Annotated in this window: 17 protein-coding genes; 6 read left to right on the top strand and 11 right to left on the bottom strand. The window is 63.2% G+C overall.

Going from position 1 to position 16228, the window contains the following annotated elements; genetic code table 11:
• Nucleotides 1–223 precede the first annotated feature (223 nt).
• The gene (locus CI15_RS02145) at nt 224–1423 is read right to left on the bottom strand and encodes an amino acid aminotransferase (protein ID WP_062123833.1); all 1200 of its coding nucleotides are present in this window, start codon (nt 1421–1423) and stop codon (nt 224–226) included.
• 450 nt (nt 1424–1873) lie between these two features.
• Here CI15_RS02145 and uvrB point away from each other — a divergent pair, with 450 nt between their 5' ends.
• The 5 genes from uvrB (at nt 1874) to CI15_RS02120 (ending at nt 7663) form a co-directional block, all read left to right on the top strand.
• Nucleotides 1874–3967: an excinuclease ABC subunit UvrB gene (gene uvrB, locus CI15_RS02140; RefSeq protein WP_062123831.1), complete on the top strand. Its 2094-nt coding sequence runs from the start codon at nt 1874–1876 to the stop codon at nt 3965–3967.
• Between the two features lie 343 nt (nt 3968–4310).
• The gene (locus CI15_RS02135) at nt 4311–4859 is read left to right on the top strand and encodes an iron transporter (RefSeq protein WP_062123829.1); all 549 of its coding nucleotides are present in this window, start codon (nt 4311–4313) and stop codon (nt 4857–4859) included.
• A gap of 112 nt (nt 4860–4971) precedes the next feature.
• Nucleotides 4972–5304 (top strand): cupredoxin domain-containing protein, encoded by a 333-nt coding sequence (locus CI15_RS02130; protein WP_062123827.1) that lies wholly within the window; start codon nt 4972–4974, stop codon nt 5302–5304.
• 107 nt (nt 5305–5411) lie between these two features.
• On the top strand, nt 5412–6257 hold the full coding sequence (locus CI15_RS02125; protein WP_062123825.1) for an FTR1 family iron permease: 846 nt from the start codon (nt 5412–5414) through the stop codon (nt 6255–6257).
• The gene (locus tag CI15_RS02120; RefSeq protein WP_062123823.1) at nt 6254–7663 is read left to right on the top strand and encodes a 4Fe-4S binding protein; all 1410 of its coding nucleotides are present in this window, start codon (nt 6254–6256) and stop codon (nt 7661–7663) included. The genes CI15_RS02125 and CI15_RS02120 overlap by 4 nt, the downstream gene beginning before the upstream one ends.
• 254 nt (nt 7664–7917) lie before the next feature.
• Here the strand turns inward: CI15_RS02120 and hemP are convergent, their stop codons facing one another.
• The 4 genes from hemP to CI15_RS02100 all read right to left on the bottom strand — a co-directional run bounded on the left by hemP (nt 7918) and on the right by CI15_RS02100 (nt 10392).
• Complete coding sequence (gene hemP / locus CI15_RS02115) at nt 7918–8178, bottom strand: hemin uptake protein HemP (protein ID WP_062123821.1); 261 nt, start codon at nt 8176–8178, stop codon at nt 7918–7920.
• Between the two features lie 187 nt (nt 8179–8365).
• Entirely contained in the window at nt 8366–8848 is a 483-nt protein-coding gene (locus CI15_RS02110; RefSeq protein WP_062123819.1) for an SRPBCC family protein, read from the bottom strand.
• A gap of 40 nt (nt 8849–8888) precedes the next feature.
• On the bottom strand, nt 8889–9287 hold the full coding sequence (locus tag CI15_RS02105; protein WP_062123817.1) for an OsmC family protein: 399 nt from the start codon (nt 9285–9287) through the stop codon (nt 8889–8891).
• 226 nt (nt 9288–9513) lie between these two features.
• Entirely contained in the window at nt 9514–10392 is an 879-nt protein-coding gene (locus tag CI15_RS02100) for a pirin family protein (protein WP_062123815.1), read from the bottom strand.
• A 122-nt stretch (nt 10393–10514) separates the two neighbouring features.
• Here CI15_RS02100 and CI15_RS02095 point away from each other — a divergent pair, with 122 nt between their 5' ends.
• Nucleotides 10515–11525 carry a LysR family transcriptional regulator gene (locus CI15_RS02095; RefSeq protein WP_062123813.1) on the top strand — a complete coding sequence of 337 codons (1011 nt, stop codon included), beginning with the start codon at nt 10515–10517 and terminating at the stop codon, nt 11523–11525.
• 428 nt (nt 11526–11953) lie between these two features.
• Here the strand turns inward: CI15_RS02095 and CI15_RS02090 are convergent, their stop codons facing one another.
• The 6 genes from CI15_RS02090 to bfr form a co-directional block, all read right to left on the bottom strand.
• Nucleotides 11954–12373, bottom strand: a complete 420-nt coding sequence (locus CI15_RS02090) for an ExbD/TolR family protein (RefSeq protein WP_062123811.1) — start codon at nt 12371–12373, stop codon at nt 11954–11956.
• Nucleotides 12374–12389: 16 nt separating this feature from the next.
• Complete coding sequence (locus tag CI15_RS02085; protein WP_062123809.1) at nt 12390–13121, bottom strand: MotA/TolQ/ExbB proton channel family protein; 732 nt, start codon at nt 13119–13121, stop codon at nt 12390–12392.
• 28 nt (nt 13122–13149) lie between these two features.
• A complete protein-coding gene (locus tag CI15_RS02080) occupies nt 13150–13890 on the bottom strand; it encodes an energy transducer TonB (protein WP_062123807.1) in 741 nt (246 codons plus the stop codon).
• A 330-nt stretch (nt 13891–14220) separates the two neighbouring features.
• Nucleotides 14221–14481, bottom strand: a complete 261-nt coding sequence (locus tag CI15_RS02075; protein ID WP_062123912.1) for a (2Fe-2S)-binding protein — start codon at nt 14479–14481, stop codon at nt 14221–14223.
• 162 nt (nt 14482–14643) lie between these two features.
• Nucleotides 14644–15531: a glutamate racemase gene (gene murI / locus CI15_RS02070; RefSeq protein ID WP_062123805.1), complete on the bottom strand. Its 888-nt coding sequence runs from the start codon at nt 15529–15531 to the stop codon at nt 14644–14646.
• A gap of 138 nt (nt 15532–15669) precedes the next feature.
• Nucleotides 15670–16149, bottom strand: a complete 480-nt coding sequence (bfr, locus tag CI15_RS02065; protein WP_062123803.1) for a bacterioferritin — start codon at nt 16147–16149, stop codon at nt 15670–15672.
• Between the last annotated feature and the right edge of the window lie 79 nt (nt 16150–16228).

Raw genomic sequence — 16228 nt, 5'->3', positions numbered from 1 at the left:
AGGTTGCCGGTCTCACAGCACGTGCACTACTCCTTGACACTCATCGACCCAGACAGATACTGCTTTACAACTTCCAGCTTGAATTGCTCGCTGTGTTTGCTCATGAAAAAACCCCAAAAGCATGGACGGGTGTCCAACTTTTGGGGTTCATTTCACTTTTCTGAAAAGGGCGCCGTTTCTACACACGGCACTGGCGCGGCAAACCTCCGCGCTGTGACTGGTCTTACTTCAACACGTGAGCAATCGCGTTCGCGACCGCGTCGAGGTTGCGCGTATTGAGCGCGGCCACGCAGATGCGGCCCGTGCTGACCGCATAGATACCGAACTCTTCGCGCAGACGGTCCACTTGCGGTGCCGTCAGACCCGAGTACGAGAACATGCCGCGCTGTGCGTTCACGAAGCCGAAGTCGCGATCGACGCCGCTTGCCTTCAGGCGCTCGACCAGACCGTTGCGCATCGCGCGGATACGGTCGCGCATTTCGCCCAGTTCACTTTCCCACGTCGCGCGCAGTTCGGGCGACGCGAGCACCGCCGCGACCACCGAGCCACCGTGCGTCGGCGGGTTCGAGTAGTTGGTGCGGATCACGCGCTTCAGTTGCGACAGCACGCGTGCCGCTTCTTCCTTGCTCGAAGTGATGATCGACAGCGCGCCGACGCGCTCGCCGTACAGCGAGAACGACTTCGAGAACGACGACGACACGAACACGTTCAGTTCCTGCGCCGCGAACAGACGCACGGCTGCCGCGTCCGCTTCGATGTTGTCGCCGAAGCCCTGGTAGGCGATATCGAGGAACGGCACGAGGTTGCGTGCCTTGACGACCTCGACCACCTGCTTCCACTGCTCGACGCTCAGATCCACGCCGGTCGGGTTGTGGCAGCACGCGTGCAGCACGACGATCGTGCCTGCCGCGTAGCTGTTCAGCGCGCTCAGCATGCCGTCGAAGTTCACGCCGTGCGTCTGCGCGTCATAGTACGGATACGATTCGACGACGAAGCCCGCGCCTTCGAACAGCGCGCGATGGTTTTCCCAGCTCGGGTCGCTGATCGCGACCTTGCTGCTCGGATTGACGCGCTTCAGGAAGTCCGCGCCGATCTTCAGCGCGCCCGTGCCGCCGAGCGCCTGCGCCGTGACCACACGGCCGGCCGCGATCAGCGGCGAGTCGTTGCCGAGCAGCAGCTTTTGCACGGCGGCATCGTAAGCGGCGATACCTTCGATCGGCAGATAGCCGCGCGGCAGCGCGGCATCGACGCGGGCCTTTTCCGCGTCGCGCACGGCGCGCAGCAGCGGAATCTTGCCTTCTTCATTGAAATACACGCCAACGCCGAGGTTGACCTTGGTGGCGCGCGTATCGGCGTTGAAAGCTTCGTTCAGGCCCAGAATCGGGTCGCGGGGAGCAAGTTCGACGGCGGAGAACAGAGACATGATGGGTGGGCAGCAGTAGTGAAAAGAGGGCGGCTTCGCACGCGGGCGGCTCCAGCTGGGGCCACGACGGCGTTTCACACGGCTGGCGAAAGTTCGACCAGAACGCGAAAACGGGGACGGCCTGAGGGCAGCGGCGAGCGAGCGCAGCTTGGCATTGTAGCGAATCCGGGCGCATTTTTCGGCGCGTCAGACGGGCAAAAGGGAATTTTTTGCTTGAAAAACAGGCACCACGGGGCCATGTCGCAGTAAGGAATTCGAGTCGACATGGCTTTGACGAAGCCGCAAACCGGGCAAACCGGGCAAGGCGCGCAACGCAAAGCGCCGTTTTCGCAAAGGGCCACGACATGCGCCCGCCACGGCGCCCGGCCCCGCCCTGCGTAAGCCCGCTCGATCGTCGCGTTCCGCAACCCGTTAGAATGATTCTTTGCCCAAGGCCCGGTGCCGCCCCTCATGTCCGAACACCATCTGACCGAAGCCGACGACACGCTCGACGAATCCAGATTCGTCACGTTCGAAGGTTCGCCGTTCCAGCTCTACCAGCCGTATCCGCCCGCCGGCGACCAGCCCACGGCCATCGAGACGCTCGTCGAAGGCGTCGGTGACGGTCTTGCGTTCCAGACGCTGCTCGGCGTGACCGGCTCCGGCAAGACCTTCACGATGGCCAACACGATCGCGCGGCTCGGCCGCCCGGCGATCGTGTTCGCGCCGAACAAGACGCTCGCCGCGCAGCTGTACTCGGAGTTCCGCGAGTTCTTCCCGCGCAACGCGGTCGAGTACTTCGTTTCGTACTACGACTACTACCAGCCGGAAGCGTACGTTCCGCAGCGCGACCTGTTCATCGAGAAGGACTCGTCGATCAACGAGCATATCGAGCAGATGCGGCTGTCGGCGACCAAGAGCCTGATGGAACGGCGCGACGTCGTGATCGTGGCGACGGTGTCGGCGATTTACGGTATCGGCAATCCGTCCGAATATCACCAGATGATTCTCACGTTGCGCACCGGCGACCGGCTCGGCCAGCGCGACGTCATCGCGCGGCTGATCGCGATGCAGTACAGCCGCAACGAGGCCGACTTTCAGCGCGGCTCGTTTCGCGTGCGCGGCGATACGATCGATATTTTCCCGGCCGAGCACGCCGAAATGGCGGTGCGCGTCGAGCTGTTCGACGACGAAGTGGAAACGCTGCAGCTCTTCGATCCGCTCACCGGCCGCGTGCGGCAGAAAATTCCGCGCTTTACCGTGTATCCGTCGTCGCACTACGTGACGCCGCGCGACACCGTGGTGCGCGCCGTCGAAACCATCAAGACCGAACTGCGCGACCGGCTCGAGTTTTTCTATAGCGAAGGCAAGCTCGTCGAGGCGCAGCGGCTCGAGCAGCGCACCCGCTTCGACCTCGAAATGCTGCAGGAACTCGGTTTCTGCAAGGGCATCGAGAACTACTCGCGGCACTTCTCGGGCGCGGCGCCGGGCGAGCCGCCGCCGACGCTCGTCGACTACCTGCCGCCCGACGCGATCATGATGCTCGACGAATCGCACGTGCTGATCGGTCAGCTGAACGGCATGTACAACGGCGACCGCGCGCGTAAGGAAAACCTGGTCGACTACGGCTTCCGGCTGCCGTCGGCGCTCGACAACCGGCCGCTCAAGTTCAACGAGTTCGAGCGCAAGATGCGCCAGGTCGTGTTCGTGTCGGCGACACCCGCCGACTACGAAAAGAAGACTTCGGGGCAGGTCGCCGAACAGCTGGTGCGTCCGACCGGCCTCGTCGACCCCGAAATCGAGGTGCGGCCGGCGCGCACCCAGGTCGATGACGTGCTCGGCGAGATCAACGAGCGCATCAAGGCCGGCGACCGCGTGCTGGTCACGACGCTGACCAAGCGGATGGCCGAGCAACTGACCGAGTTTCTGGCCGACCACGGCATCAAGGTTCGCTATCTGCACAGCGACATCGACACGGTCGAGCGCGTCGAGATCATCCGCGATCTGCGTCTCGGCGCGTTCGACGTGCTGGTCGGCATCAACCTGCTGCGTGAGGGGCTCGACATTCCGGAGGTATCGCTCGTCGCGATTCTCGATGCGGACAAGGAGGGCTTCCTGCGCGCCGAGCGTTCGTTGATCCAGACCATCGGCCGGGCGGCGCGTAACGTGAACGGCAAGGCGATCCTGTACGGGGACAAAATCACGGACTCGATGCGTCGCGCGATCGACGAAACCGAGCGGCGTCGCACGAAGCAGATCGCGTTCAACGCCGCGAACGGCATCACGCCGCGCGGGGTGGTCAAGCGGATTCGCGACATCATCGACGGCGTCTACAACGTCGACGAAGCGCGCGCCGAGCTGAAGGAGCAGCAGACCCGCGCAAAGTTCGAGGACATGTCCGAGAAGCAGCTCGCCAAGGAAATCAAGCGCCTCGAAAAACAGATGATGGAGCACGCGAAAAATCTCGAATTCGAGAAGGCCGCGCAGACCCGCGACCAGCTGGCGCTGCTGCGTCAACGTGTGTTCGGCGCGAACGTCGGCGACCACGTGTCGGGCATCGAGTAACAAACGCGTTTATCCCTCGCTTGTGTTCATCGTCAAAGGACGCGGCCATTCGCCGCGCTTTGTCTGCGCAGCGGGCGCTTAAGCTCCCGCTCGCGCTGTCGACTCGGGCACCATGACCCTGATTGATCCCGTCTCTATTTCCCGCGTCGGCCTCTGGCTTTCTTAAGCGAGCCTTAAGACCCTGCCGGCATCAGGCCGAGCGTGCGCGCCCGTTTGTTCTCGTCAGCGATCGATGATAAACTCAACCAATATTGAGAATGGTTCGCATTTAAATCTGCATCTGGCTTGCTAGCGCTCTGTTCCAATGAAATCGATTCCAGTCTGATAAAAACAAGGAGTTTCAATGCGGATTTCTTCCTTTGTGCGCGGCGGTGCGGCAGCGGTTGCCGCCGTCGCGGCGCTGTCGGCCTCGGCCGCCGAGTATCCGATCGGCAAGCAGCAGATCCAGGGCGGCATGGAAATCGGCGCGGTCTATCTGCAGCCGATCACGATGGAACCCGAAGGCATGATGCGCAAGGCGTCGGATTCGGACATCCACCTCGAGTCCGACATCCACGCAGTCAAGAACAATCCGACCGGTTTCGCCGAAGGCGACTGGATGCCGTATCTGCAGGTGCACTACGAGTTGACGAAGGCCGGCTCGAACCAGCCGTTGAAGGGCGACCTGATGCCGATGGTCGCGAACGACGGTCCGCACTACGGCGACAACGTCAAGCTGCAAGGTCCCGGCAAGTACCACCTGAAGCTGATCGTCGAACCCCCGATGCAGATGGGCCATATGGCGTTCGGCCGCCACATCGACAAGGAAACCGGCGTGGGTCCGTGGTTCAAGCCGATCACGCTCGAATATGATTTCACCTTCGCCGGCATCGGCAAGAAGGGCGGGTACTGATCGGCGCGCGGTGTCAACGCGACCGATCAACGTATCAGTGAATGCAGCAGACGGCGCGCGGACGTTCGGTGTCACACCCGGCGTCGGCGCGTCGTGTTTTCCGGAAAGGCCAATGGGAATCAACCGAAAGATCGCGATGCTTGCCGCCACGTTTTGTCTGGCGGCCATGGCTCACGCAGCCGACCTGCCGACCTTCAAGCTCGAAATGAACGACGGCAAGCTGAACCCGGCCCGCATCGAGGTGCCGGCGGGACAGCGTATCAAGATCGAAGTGCGTAACACCGGCAAGGGCGCGGCCGAATTCGAAAGCGTGCAGTTGCGTAAAGAAAAAGTGCTGGCGCCAGGCGCCGATTCGTTCGTCGTGATCGCTCCGCTGGAGCCGGGCGAATACAAGTTTTTCGACGATTTCCACCAGCAGGCACAGGGCGTGATCGTCGCGAAGTAAGCAGTGGTCGCGATCGAACGCGAACTGAGGGCGCCGCGCGAAGCAAGCGCTGTCGTTCCCGCGAGGCGACGGAAGCGGGCAGTGGAAGGATCGAAGGGAGAGCTTGAATGGGTCAGATTCTGTTCATCGTGTGGCGGGAAAGCGTCGAGGCGCTGCTGGTCGTCGGCATCCTCTACGCGTGGTTGAAAAATGGCGACGCCGACGCGCGCCGCGGCTTGCCGTACCTGTGGGGCGGCGTGGCGGCGGGCGTGATCGCGGCGGTGGCGCTCGGCGCGGCGCTGGTCGGCTTCACCGAGGTGCTTTCCGGCGATGCGCAGGACTACTTCCAGACCGCGATGGTGCTCGTCGCCTGCGTGCTGATCGTCCAGATGGTGCTGTGGATGAAGCAGCACGGCCGCACGCTGAAGCGCGAGATGGAACAGTCGCTGCAGAAGAGCCAGCGCGATTCGAACTGGTGGGGCGTCGCGGTGCTGGTCGCACTCGCGATTGCGCGTGAAGGCAGCGAGACGGTGATCTTCCTATACGGCCTCGGCTTCGGCCAGTCGGGCCATGTCGACGGCAGTCAGATGCTGGCGGTCGTGATCGGCCTCGCGCTCGCGTTCCTGACCTTCTATGTGTTGCAACTCGGCGGCAAGATCATCTCGTGGCGACTCTTTTTCCGCGTCACCGAAATCATGCTGCTGTTCCTCGGCGCGGGTCTGTTCCAGACCGGCGTCGATAAGCTGATCGACAAGGAAATCCTGCCGACGCTCGTCGATCAGCTGTGGAACTCGTCGGCGATCCTCGATGATTCGAGCACGGTCGGTTCGCTCGTCGCCACGCTGACCGGCTATCGCGCGCATCCGGCGCTGATGAACCTGATTGCCTATGGCGTGTACTGGGCGGTCGTTTATCTGCTCGTGCGTCGCGCCAATCGCAAACCCGCGCAGCAGACGGCGGGGCGCGCGGCATGAGCGCCGTGATGGCTCCCCGGCCGGGTCGCCTCGCGGCGGCCGGCCAATGGATGCAACGCCACGGTGCGGTGATCCGTGGCATCCAGTGGATCGTGGTCGCGGTGTACGCGTTTCTGATCATCGTCCCGGCGCTGATGCCGTTGCCGGACGACACTGCGCACCTTTGGAACAACCTGACGCTCGCGGCACAGTTCGTGTTCTGGGGCATCTGGTGGCCGTTCGTGCTGCTGTCGATGGTGATGCTCGGCCGCGTCTGGTGCGGCGTGCTGTGCCCGGAAGGCGCGCTCGCCGAATTCGCGAGCAAATTCGGCCGCGGCCGCGCGATTCCACACTGGATGCGCTGGGGCGGCTGGCCCTTCGTCGCATTCGGCATCACGACGATCTACGGGCAGATGGTGAGCGTCTACCAGTATCCGAAAGCGGTGCTGCTGGTGCTCGGCGGGTCGACCTTCGCGGCGATCGTGATCGGTCTGCTGTACGGACGCGAGAAGCGCGTCTGGTGCAAATACCTGTGCCCCGTCAACGGGGTTTTTTCGCTTCTGTCCCGGCTCGCGCCGTTTCACTACAAGGTCGACGAAGACGCCTGGCGCCGCTCGTACAAAAATGGCGAGCATGGGCATCGGGTGATTCCGATCAACTGCGCGCCGCTCGTGCCATTGCGCAACATGAAGGGCGCGGCCGATTGCCATATGTGCGGCCGCTGCAGCGGTCACCGCGACGCGATCGCGCTGACGTGGCGCAAGCCCTCGACGGAAGTCGTGCAGTTGGGCGACAAGAAAGCGAACCCGTGGGACACCGCGCTGATCCTGTACGGCCTGCTCGGCATCGCGATCGGCGCGTTCCACTGGACCGCGTCGCGCTGGTTCATCGACCTGAAGATGTTCTCGGCGACATGGCTCGTCGATCACGACATCACGTGGCCGCTCGACACCAATGCGCCGTGGTTCCTGTTCACGCATTACCCCGATCAGAACGACGTGTTCTCGTGGCTCGACGGCTCGCTGCTGATCGGCTATATCCTCGCGACGGCGCTCGTCTACGGCACCGCGCTGCTGCTGCTACTGACGGGGGCGACGCGCATGCTCGGGCGTTTCAACGCCACGCGGCTGCATCATCTGACCCAGGGGCTGATTCCGATCGCGGGCGCGGGCGTGTTCCTCGGTTTGTCGGCGACGACGCTGTCGCTGCTGCGCGCCGAACACGTGTCGCTGTGGTGGGCGTCGGATCTGCGCATCGCGATTCTGGTGATTGCGAGCGCGTGGAGCGCATGGCTCGCGTGGCTCGTCACGCGCCGCTATAGCGAGCGCTTCGTACAGCGCGCGCTGGCGATGCTGTGGTTCGTCGCCGCGTTGGCGGTCGTCAACAGCGCGTGGTGGCTGATGTTCTGGGGCTGGGCGTCGAAGTAATGCGCTAAGCCGGGTGGCGCGCGAACGCAGGCGCGAGCACAAAGAGAAAAGCCGTGGGATGTCGAGCATCCCACGGCTTTTTCATTTCAACGTGTGAGAACCAAAAAAAGCGGCCTGGCTTGCTGCGACGGCTGGCTTGGTGTCTGCACGAAGGGGTCTAATTCTCGCGTGCAAGCCGTCGTGGCTGGCTAATGCCTAACACCTCTCTGGGAGGTGGTCCCCACAATACCCGGTACTTACTTCGTGTTGCGTCGTTACTTCGTCAGGATCAGCTTGCCGAGGCGCGTCGCACGAAGCTGGTACGTCTCGCCGTTGTGCACGATGCTGATGTGAGTATGACCTTGCAGCAGCGCATCGCTGCGCACGACCCGCTCCGATGTCTCGCCCGAGCCGGTGACGCGCTCCGCGGTGGGTTTCGCGACGGGTGCGACCGTCGTCGACGACTTCGGGCGGCTGGTTAGCGCGGCCGCCGAGCGGCGCAGGCTGAGCGTGGAGGAGCGAGTCATATCGGTCATTCGTTTTAGCTTGTTCGTCGATTCGATGAAATGATTCTAAATGATAACTATTCCTATTTACAAGCTCGCGAAATTGATCGGATTCGACTTCTGATAGCTAAATGAAAGTGCAGCTCGATGACGGCTCAATGGGGGCCATCCTGGACATGGCCCCGCGAGAGCGCGGGCAGAGCGCCCGCGCAAAGTTTCAATGCAACGGTCCCGGTTCCTGTTTGGCCGCGACGTACTGGCGGATCAGCCGCACCGTGTCGATATCGTTCTCGCGATACGCGGACTTGACGATCTCCTGCGTCTGCACGGCGTCCTGATCGGTCGAGACGGGCAGGGTGGTCGCGTACTCGAAGCGCAGGAATAGCTGCAGATCGTCGGGCTGCTCGATCGTCATCGTCAGCGAGCCGCCGACGTACTCGGCGGTCGGCAGGATGTCGTAGCGCACGCTCTCGCTTTCCTGCAGCGTGACGCGATCGCGCACGGTCGCCTGGCCGTAGTGCAGCTCGCGCTCGAGCACGTTGCCGTCACGCGACAGGATCGTGCAGCTATCGAGACCCATCACGAACAGCTGGGGCTGCTCGGCGCGCAGCACGAGTCCTTCCCACAACTGCGCGCGGGTCATCGATTCGACGAAGGGATTCAACGGATCGTTGATCTGAATGAGGTGTTCGAAATTCAAGACGACTGCGTCCTATGAAAATGTTGCGATACGCGTGGCCTCACGCGACGGCAAGCGCGGAGCGGATCGAGATCGTGTGCGTGAGGATCTTGTGCACCGGGCACGCATTGGCAATTTGCAAAAGCCGTTCCCGCTGCTCGTCGGACAGCTCGCCCTCGAGGATGATCTGACGGTCGATCGTCGAACCCGCGTCGCCGGTCTCCATCGACAGTTTGACGCGTACGCCCGTGAGAGGCCAGCCCTTGCGCTGCGCGTACATCTTCAGCGTGATCGACGTGCACGCGCCGAGGCTCGATAGCAGCAGCGAGACGGGCGTCGGACCGCGGTCGCCGCCACCGAGCGATTCGGGTTCGTCGGCGAGCCAAGTGTGCTTGCCGTCGTCGAACACGACCTGGAAATTCGTCGAACCGATGTGGGCGGTGACGGTGGGCTCTGTCATGCGCGCTCCTGTGCAGGGGATGAACAAGTGTCGCGCGTCGCGGCCCGTGGCAAGCAACGCGCGCCGCGCGACATGAAGCCGTTATTGTGAACGAATTTAGCCGCGTTCGCGCCCCGAGGCGGGCGGTTTCGCGGCGCTTAAGAACGCGCTGGCGCGCGTTCACACCCGTCGACAGGCGTCAATGACACGCGTTGCGTGCTGGCGTGTCAGTGCCTGCTCGGGTCGATCAGTGCGCAATCGTGCCCATGCGTCCCGCCTGGTAGTCGATCACCGCCTGACGGATCTCGTCTTCCGTATTCATCACGAACGGACCATAGCGCACCACCGGCTCCTTCAGCGGCACGCCGCCGAGCAGCAGCACTTCGAGCGGTTCCTCGCCGGCCGTGAGCGTCACCGCGTCGCCGTCGTTGGCAAAAACGACCATCGTGCGCGCGTCGAAGTCGGCACGCGCGTCGCCTTCGCCATACACGCCTTTGCCGGACAGGCCATACGCGAACACGCGATAGTCGGCCGGCACGGGCTGGCGGATCGTCGCGCCCGGCTGCAGCGAGAAATGCTGATACAGGATCGGCGTGCGTGTTTCGATCGCGGCCTTGACGCCGAGCGCCTCGCCCGCGATGACCTTCACGCGGATCTTGCCGTCTTCGGACGTCGCGACCGGAATGCGCGCCGACGGGATCTCCTGATAGCGCGGCGCGATCATCTTGTCGCGGCGCGGCAGATTCACCCAAAGCTGCAGGCCGTGCACGCGACCGCCGGTGCGCATGAATTCCGGGTCAGGCATTTCGCTATGCACGACGCCCGCGCCCGCGGTCATCCATTGCACGTCGCCGGGATGCAGCGTGCCCGAATGACCCGCCGAATCCTTGTGGCCGAACTGACCCTCGAGTGCGTAGGTGACCGTTTCGAAGCCGCGATGCGGATGATCGGGCGCACCCTTGGCCTCGCCCGGCGCGTAGTCGACCGGCCCCATTTCGTCGAGCAACAGGAACGGATCGAAATCCATCAACAGGCGCGTCGGAAACGGCCGATGGACAATAAATCCGCCGCCTTCAACCGTGCGAACCGACGGAAACGTGCGTTCGATCGTGCGTGACGTACTCATCAATATCACCTCGAAAAATGGGGAATAGCATTATTTTTGAAACATGGAGCTATTATAGGGACCGTTTTTCGCGGTGCCAGCCGCCCCCCAGCAATGGATTGTTCTAAAAATGGAACGATGAGATGAAGATCGATTCACACAATCTGAACGACCTGATGTACTTTTCGCAGGTCGTCGAACATGGCGGATTTTCCGCCGCCGAGCGGGTGCTGGGCATTTCGAAGTCGCGGCTGTCGCGCCGGCTCACGGAGCTGGAGGCGTCGCTGGGCGTGCGCCTGTTGCAGCGCTCGACACGCAAGCTCGCGCTGACCGAAGCGGGGCAATTGTTCTATCAACACTGTCAGGCGATGCTCAGCGAGGCGCAGGCGGCGGTCAACGTCGTGCAGCAACTGCGCTCGTCGCCGCGCGGCACGGTGCGCGTCAGCGTGCCGGTCACGATCTCGCAAACGATCCTCTCGCAGATCCTGCCGGAATTCATGCACCGTTATCCGGAAGTGCGCGTCGTGATGCGCGTGACGAATCGCGTGGTCGACCTGTTCGAAGATTCGATCGACGTCGCGTTGCGGGTGCGCTCCGATCCGCCGGAGAACGCGAACATCGTCGTGCGGCCGCTGTGGCGCACCGAGCAGATGCTGGTCGGCGCGCCGAGCCTGCTGCAGCAGAATGCGCCGCCCCTCACGCCCGCCGATCTGAACCGCTTCGAAACGCTCGACGTGCCGACGAGCGACGGTCGCCACGTCTACAACCTGATCTCGCCCGACGGCACGCGCCATGCCCACGAGCACGAGCCGCGCCTCGTGACCGCTGATCTGATGACGATCCGCGAGGCGGTGCTGGCCGGTGTCGGCATCGCCGCATTGCCCGAGATGATGTATGGGGCCGCGCTGCGAGCGGGGCAATTGTCGCCGGTGATGCCGGGCTGGAGCTTTCCGACGCCGCAGTTGTATGCGGTGTTCGTCTCGCGTCAGGGGATGGTGCCGGCTGTGCGCGCGTTCGTCGATTATCTGGTCGAGATGCTCGATCCGGACCAGGGCAAGCACATCATGGGCGAATGTCCGGTGCACGGACAGAGGACGGTGGCGCAGGGATCGGTTGCAGCGGCTTCCGCCCTTGCTTCGGCGGTGGTTTCGTGAGGCGTTCGCTGCTACCCGAAGCGGGCAAGGTGGCGTGCCTCGAACCACTATCGCGCGAAGCAAATCGTTTTTAGCATTTAAGCGTGGCCTGTCATCACTACTTTCAATGGCCGTTTGCTTGAATGCGCGGGCGCACAGGAATATAGTGAAATCCCTTTCGCTAAGGAGTCTCCTATGCGAAAACTCATGGCCGCTATCATAGCGGGCCTGATAGGGCTGACCGCGCTGTCCGTGTCGACCACGGCCGTCGCATGCGGTGACAAAAGCTATCAGTCTTCGGCCGATGGCAAATGACCCCGCCGCCCGAAGGCGCCGAGTGCGCACAAAAAAAGGCCTTCATCCGACGATGAAGGCCTTTTACTTTTTGGCCCTGTTTCAAGGGCTTTTTTACATGGACGCGCGTCTTGCTCCGCGTGCCGCGTTATCCATTACTTCGCTTTCGGCTGCGTGACGAAGCCGATCTTCGTCAGCCCGCCTGCCTGCGCGGCCGACATCACCTGCGCAACCTTCTCGTACGGCACCTTGCGGTCCGCATCGAGATGCAGTTCCGGCTGAGGACTCGTCTGCGCAGCCGCGGCGATCTTCGCACTGAGGGCCGCGTCGTCGACCTTCGCGTTGTCCCACAGCACGTTGCCGTCCGCATCGATCGACACCGTCACCTGCGCGGGCTTCGTGTCTTCCTTTTGACTGCTCGCGTGCGGCAGATCGATCTTGACCGCGTGACGAATCACCGGAATCGTCACCATGAAGACGATCAGCAGAACCAGCATCACGTCGACGAGCGGCGTCATGTTGATCTCATTCATCAGGCCGTCGTCATCGTCTCCGGCGAAAGGGCTCATTGCCATTGGAATGCCTCGTCGATCAGTTGGCGCGGGTCGCCAGACGCAGGCCGTCGCCGCGCTTGCTCGACGACAGGCGCGCACCCGTCACGAAGAACGCATGCAGGCCGTGCGCAAAGCGGGAGAGCTTCGCGACGATCGCCTTGTTGGCGCGCGTGAGCGCGTTGTAGCCGAGCACGGCCGGAATCGCAACGAACAGACCGAACGCGGTCATGATCAGCGCCTCGCCGACCGGGCCGGCGACCTGGTCGATCGACGACTGGCCGCTCGCGCCAATCGCGAGCAGCGCGTGATAGATGCCCCACACGGTGCCGAACAGGCCGACGAACGGGGCCGTGCTGCCGATCGACGCGAGAATCGCGAGACCGCTCTGCATGCGCGCGACGCTTTCGTCCATCGTGTCCTTCAGGCAGCGCGTGATCCAGTCCGACACGTCCATACGGTCATGCAGATGCGGCTGCGTCTGGTGATGATGGTCGGCCGCTTCCTGGCCCGACAGCGCGAGTGCGAGGAACGGGTTGTGGTTCGGCGTCGAGGCGCCGCCGCCGAGCTTCTTCACGCCGTCGGCGAGGTCGTCCGAATGCCAGAACGCCTGCTCGGCATTCTTCGTCAGACGCTTCAGGCGCATCACGTTCCAGCCTTTGACGACGATCACGCTCCACGACATCACCGACATGATCAACAACGCGAGCGCGATGCCGCGCGTCACGAAGTCCCCTTGCGCCCACACGTGCGCCAATCCGTAGTTTTGCATTGCAATTCCTTGTTTTTGAAATCTTGCTTCAGTCGGTCAGATTGAAGTTGAAAGGCTGGGTGAATACGGCCCGAATCGGCTGGCCGTTCTCGAGATAGGGCTTGCAGGCGCTGGCATGCACGGCGGCCACCGCGGCGTCGTCGAGGCGGCTAACGCCGCTGCTCTTCGCCAGTTCGATGCTTTCGAGCTTGCCGCTCAGGCCGATGACGAAGCGCACGGACGCGGTGCCGGTTTCGTGGCGCCGTTTCGACAGCGCGGGGTAGTCCGGCTGGGCGATATTGCATTCGACGTGCGACACGTTCTTCGGCGCGCTGACTTCCATCGTCTGCTTGCCGATCGCGGGGGCTGCCGCGGCGGGCGGCGTCGCCGGGGCGGCGGGTGCGGGTGGCGTCGGATCGGGCGCGGCGACCGGTGTCTGCGACGGCGCGGCGGCTTCGGGCAACGGAGTCGGCGTCGGCTTGGGCGTCGGCGTCGGCTTAGGCTGGACTTTCGGCTTCGTATGGACGGGCGGCGTCGGCTGGGGCGGTGGCGGCGCGATCGATTGCAGCGCCACCGGCGCGGCGAGCGGCGCGGGCGGCAGCAGTTCGGCGCTCATCACGTGCGATTCGATCGCGACCTGCGCAGGCTCGTGACGCAGCGTCATGATCACGGCAAGCAGTGCGACGTGAACCGCTGCGACCACGGCAGTGGCGGTCAGCGCGCGGGAATTCGGTCGGTCGGACGACGACGCAAGCGGGGCGCCTGCGGAAACGGGATGCGGAGCCTGCATGGTCAGTGTGGCAGCGCGCGGCCGCGGCGGCGCGTCGGACAGGGCATCGTCATGTTCGGAAAATCAGCAGCGAAATGAACAAAGTAGTCACGAAACCAATCAGCAATTCCATCTCGAACTCCTTTTCAAGGATGAGCGGGGTAGCTGGCTGGTACGAATACTGGCTTGCTGACGGCAGTGGGATAACGCGGTACGGCGGACTGTACTGCGCGTGTGTTGCGGACATGCGGCACATTCAATGTCGCATCGACCGTGACATCGAATAGGCGTGAAGCAGAGGGCGCCTGGACGCACGGGACCCGGCTCGCGCCGCGTCCCCGCCAGTGGAACTCAGGCTGCCTTGCGCTCGTAGAACGAGACTTGAACGACCTGCGCGACGGTCTGCACCTGCTGATGCTCGACGACGCCGACACCGCAACGGCTCGCACACACGCCGCTTTGCAGCATCACGTCGCGTACGGATTCCTCGCATTTGCCGCAGCAGGAAGCGACGCCGAGTTCAAACTGCAACTCGTCGAACGAATCGATGCCGTCCGCAATCGAGGAGCGGATTGTGCGGTCGGAAACGGATTTGCAGACACAGACAATCATGGCAGGCGTCATAGCTAACGTTAATGCGAATTATTATCATTTTGTTTGGGCCGTTTGGCAAGCGTCCTGTGCGATTTTTTGTAACAAAACCAGCCTCTTAGAATGGATTTCGTCGGACGGAAGGGCGGCGAGCGCCGCCACCGGGCGCGCCAGTCCGAGGTGCTAGGCGGCCCGGGAATCCGGTGCGGCCGTGCGGCGGGAGGGTATCAGCACCTGCTCGACCGCTGCCTCGATCTGCAGCAGCGTGGCGGCCAGTTGCTGCTGGTGGATGCCGTCGTCGGTGGAGTAGAAACGCGGCAGCGGCGTGTCCGCGACCGGCGTGGCGGCGCGCAGGCCGTGCTGCTCGAGCACGCGTTCGAGCTGACGCGCGATCGCCACGCTCGTGTCGATCAGCGCGAGCCGCTCGCCGACGATGTCGCGGATCGCCGCGTCGAGAAACGGGTAATGGGTGCAGCCGAGCACCAGCGTGTCGGCGCCCGCGTCGAGCATCGGCTCGAGGTAGCTGCGCAGCAGCGCGCGCAGCTCGGCCGAGCCGATGTCGCAGCGCTCGACCGCCTGCACGAGCCCGTGGCCGGGCTGGCACAGAAAGCGGCAATCGGCGGCATAACGTTCGAGCAGCCCCTGGAAGCGGACGCTGCGTAGCGTCGCCTGGGTCGCGAGCACGCCCGCGACGCGGCTTTTCGATTGCAGCGCGGCGGGCTTGATGCCCGGCTCGACGCCGATGAGCGGAATCGGCAGCTTTTCGCGCACCAGCGCGATCGACTGCGCGGTCGCCGTATTGCAGGCGACCACCAGCGCCTTCGCGCCTTGCGCGGCGAGCCATTCGCCGATGGCGAGCGTGCGGTCGGTGATGAAGTCGTCGTCGCGCTCGCCGTAGGGCGCGTAGAGCGAGTCGGCGACATACAGCAGCGCTTCGTCGGGCAGGTGCGCGCGCACCGCGCGCATCACCGACAGTCCGCCGAGCCCCGAGTCGAAAATACCGATCGGCGCCTGCGATGCGGCGCCAGCGGCAACACTGCGGACAGTCGGGGACGGCGAGGCGGCGGGCATAGGCGAAGAAAACGAGCGTGACGGGGCGGTCGGCGAAAAGGGGGACCCAGCGCGGGAAACTAGCGCGGGCAAACCAGCGCGCTGCGCAAACAAGCGCGCAAGTATATCGCCCGCACGGGATCCTTCAGCGTGCTTCGATCAGGACTCGACCGAGCCCATCGCACTTTGCTGGTAGTTCTGGATACCGACCTTGTCGATCAGATCGAGCTGGGTTTCGAGCCAGTCGATGTGCTCTTCGGTGTCGTCGAGAATCGTCGTGAAGATTTCGCGCGAGATGAAATCGCGCACCGACTCGCAGTACGCGATCGCTTCCTTGCAGGTGGTTTGCGAAATCTGTTCGAGCTTCAGATCGCATTCGAGGATCTCTTTGGTTTCCTCACCGATCAGCAGCTTGTGCAGGTCCTGCAGATTCGGCAGACCGTCGAGCACGAAGATGCGTTCGATCAGCAGGTCGGCATGCTTCATTTCGCCGATCGACTCGTCGTACTCGTGCTTGCCGAGCTTCTCGAGGCCCCAGTGGCCGTACATCCGCGCATGCAGGAAGTACTGGTTGATTGCGGTCAGCTCGTTTTTCAGCTGAGCGTTCAGATATTCGATGACCTTCTTGTCGCCTTGCATGTTATTTCCTTTTTCGGGGACCTTGAATTTCCAACAACAATAAACGCCATACCCCAAAAAGCCAAGAAATCCGACACAA

This window comes from Paraburkholderia monticola (genome assembly GCF_001580545.1).
In the GTDB taxonomy this organism is placed as follows: Bacteria; Pseudomonadota; Gammaproteobacteria; order Burkholderiales; family Burkholderiaceae; genus Paraburkholderia; species Paraburkholderia monticola.
This window is presented reverse-complemented; position numbering and strand designations above follow the sequence as displayed.

Coding starts and splice junctions, on each gene's coding strand:
- CI15_RS02145 (WP_062123833.1), bottom strand. CDS start 1,423: ATGTCTCTGTTCTCCGCCGTCGAACTTGCTCCCCGCGACCCGATTCTG.
- uvrB (WP_062123831.1), top strand. CDS start 1,874: ATGTCCGAACACCATCTGACCGAAGCCGACGACACGCTCGACGAATCC.
- CI15_RS02135 (WP_062123829.1), top strand. CDS start 4,311: ATGCGGATTTCTTCCTTTGTGCGCGGCGGTGCGGCAGCGGTTGCCGCC.
- CI15_RS02130 (WP_062123827.1), top strand. CDS start 4,972: ATGGGAATCAACCGAAAGATCGCGATGCTTGCCGCCACGTTTTGTCTG.
- CI15_RS02125 (WP_062123825.1), top strand. CDS start 5,412: ATGGGTCAGATTCTGTTCATCGTGTGGCGGGAAAGCGTCGAGGCGCTG.
- CI15_RS02120 (WP_062123823.1), top strand. CDS start 6,254: ATGAGCGCCGTGATGGCTCCCCGGCCGGGTCGCCTCGCGGCGGCCGGC.
- hemP (WP_062123821.1), bottom strand. CDS start 8,178: ATGACCGATATGACTCGCTCCTCCACGCTCAGCCTGCGCCGCTCGGCG.
- CI15_RS02105 (WP_062123817.1), bottom strand. CDS start 9,287: ATGACAGAGCCCACCGTCACCGCCCACATCGGTTCGACGAATTTCCAG.
- CI15_RS02100 (WP_062123815.1), bottom strand. CDS start 10,392: ATGAGTACGTCACGCACGATCGAACGCACGTTTCCGTCGGTTCGCACG.
- CI15_RS02095 (WP_062123813.1), top strand. CDS start 10,515: ATGAAGATCGATTCACACAATCTGAACGACCTGATGTACTTTTCGCAG.
- CI15_RS02090 (WP_062123811.1), bottom strand. CDS start 12,373: ATGGCAATGAGCCCTTTCGCCGGAGACGATGACGACGGCCTGATGAAT.
- CI15_RS02085 (WP_062123809.1), bottom strand. CDS start 13,121: ATGCAAAACTACGGATTGGCGCACGTGTGGGCGCAAGGGGACTTCGTG.
- CI15_RS02080 (WP_062123807.1), bottom strand. CDS start 13,890: ATGCAGGCTCCGCATCCCGTTTCCGCAGGCGCCCCGCTTGCGTCGTCG.
- CI15_RS02075 (WP_062123912.1), bottom strand. CDS start 14,481: ATGATTGTCTGTGTCTGCAAATCCGTTTCCGACCGCACAATCCGCTCC.
- murI (WP_062123805.1), bottom strand. CDS start 15,531: ATGCCCGCCGCCTCGCCGTCCCCGACTGTCCGCAGTGTTGCCGCTGGC.
- bfr (WP_062123803.1), bottom strand. CDS start 16,149: ATGCAAGGCGACAAGAAGGTCATCGAATATCTGAACGCTCAGCTGAAA.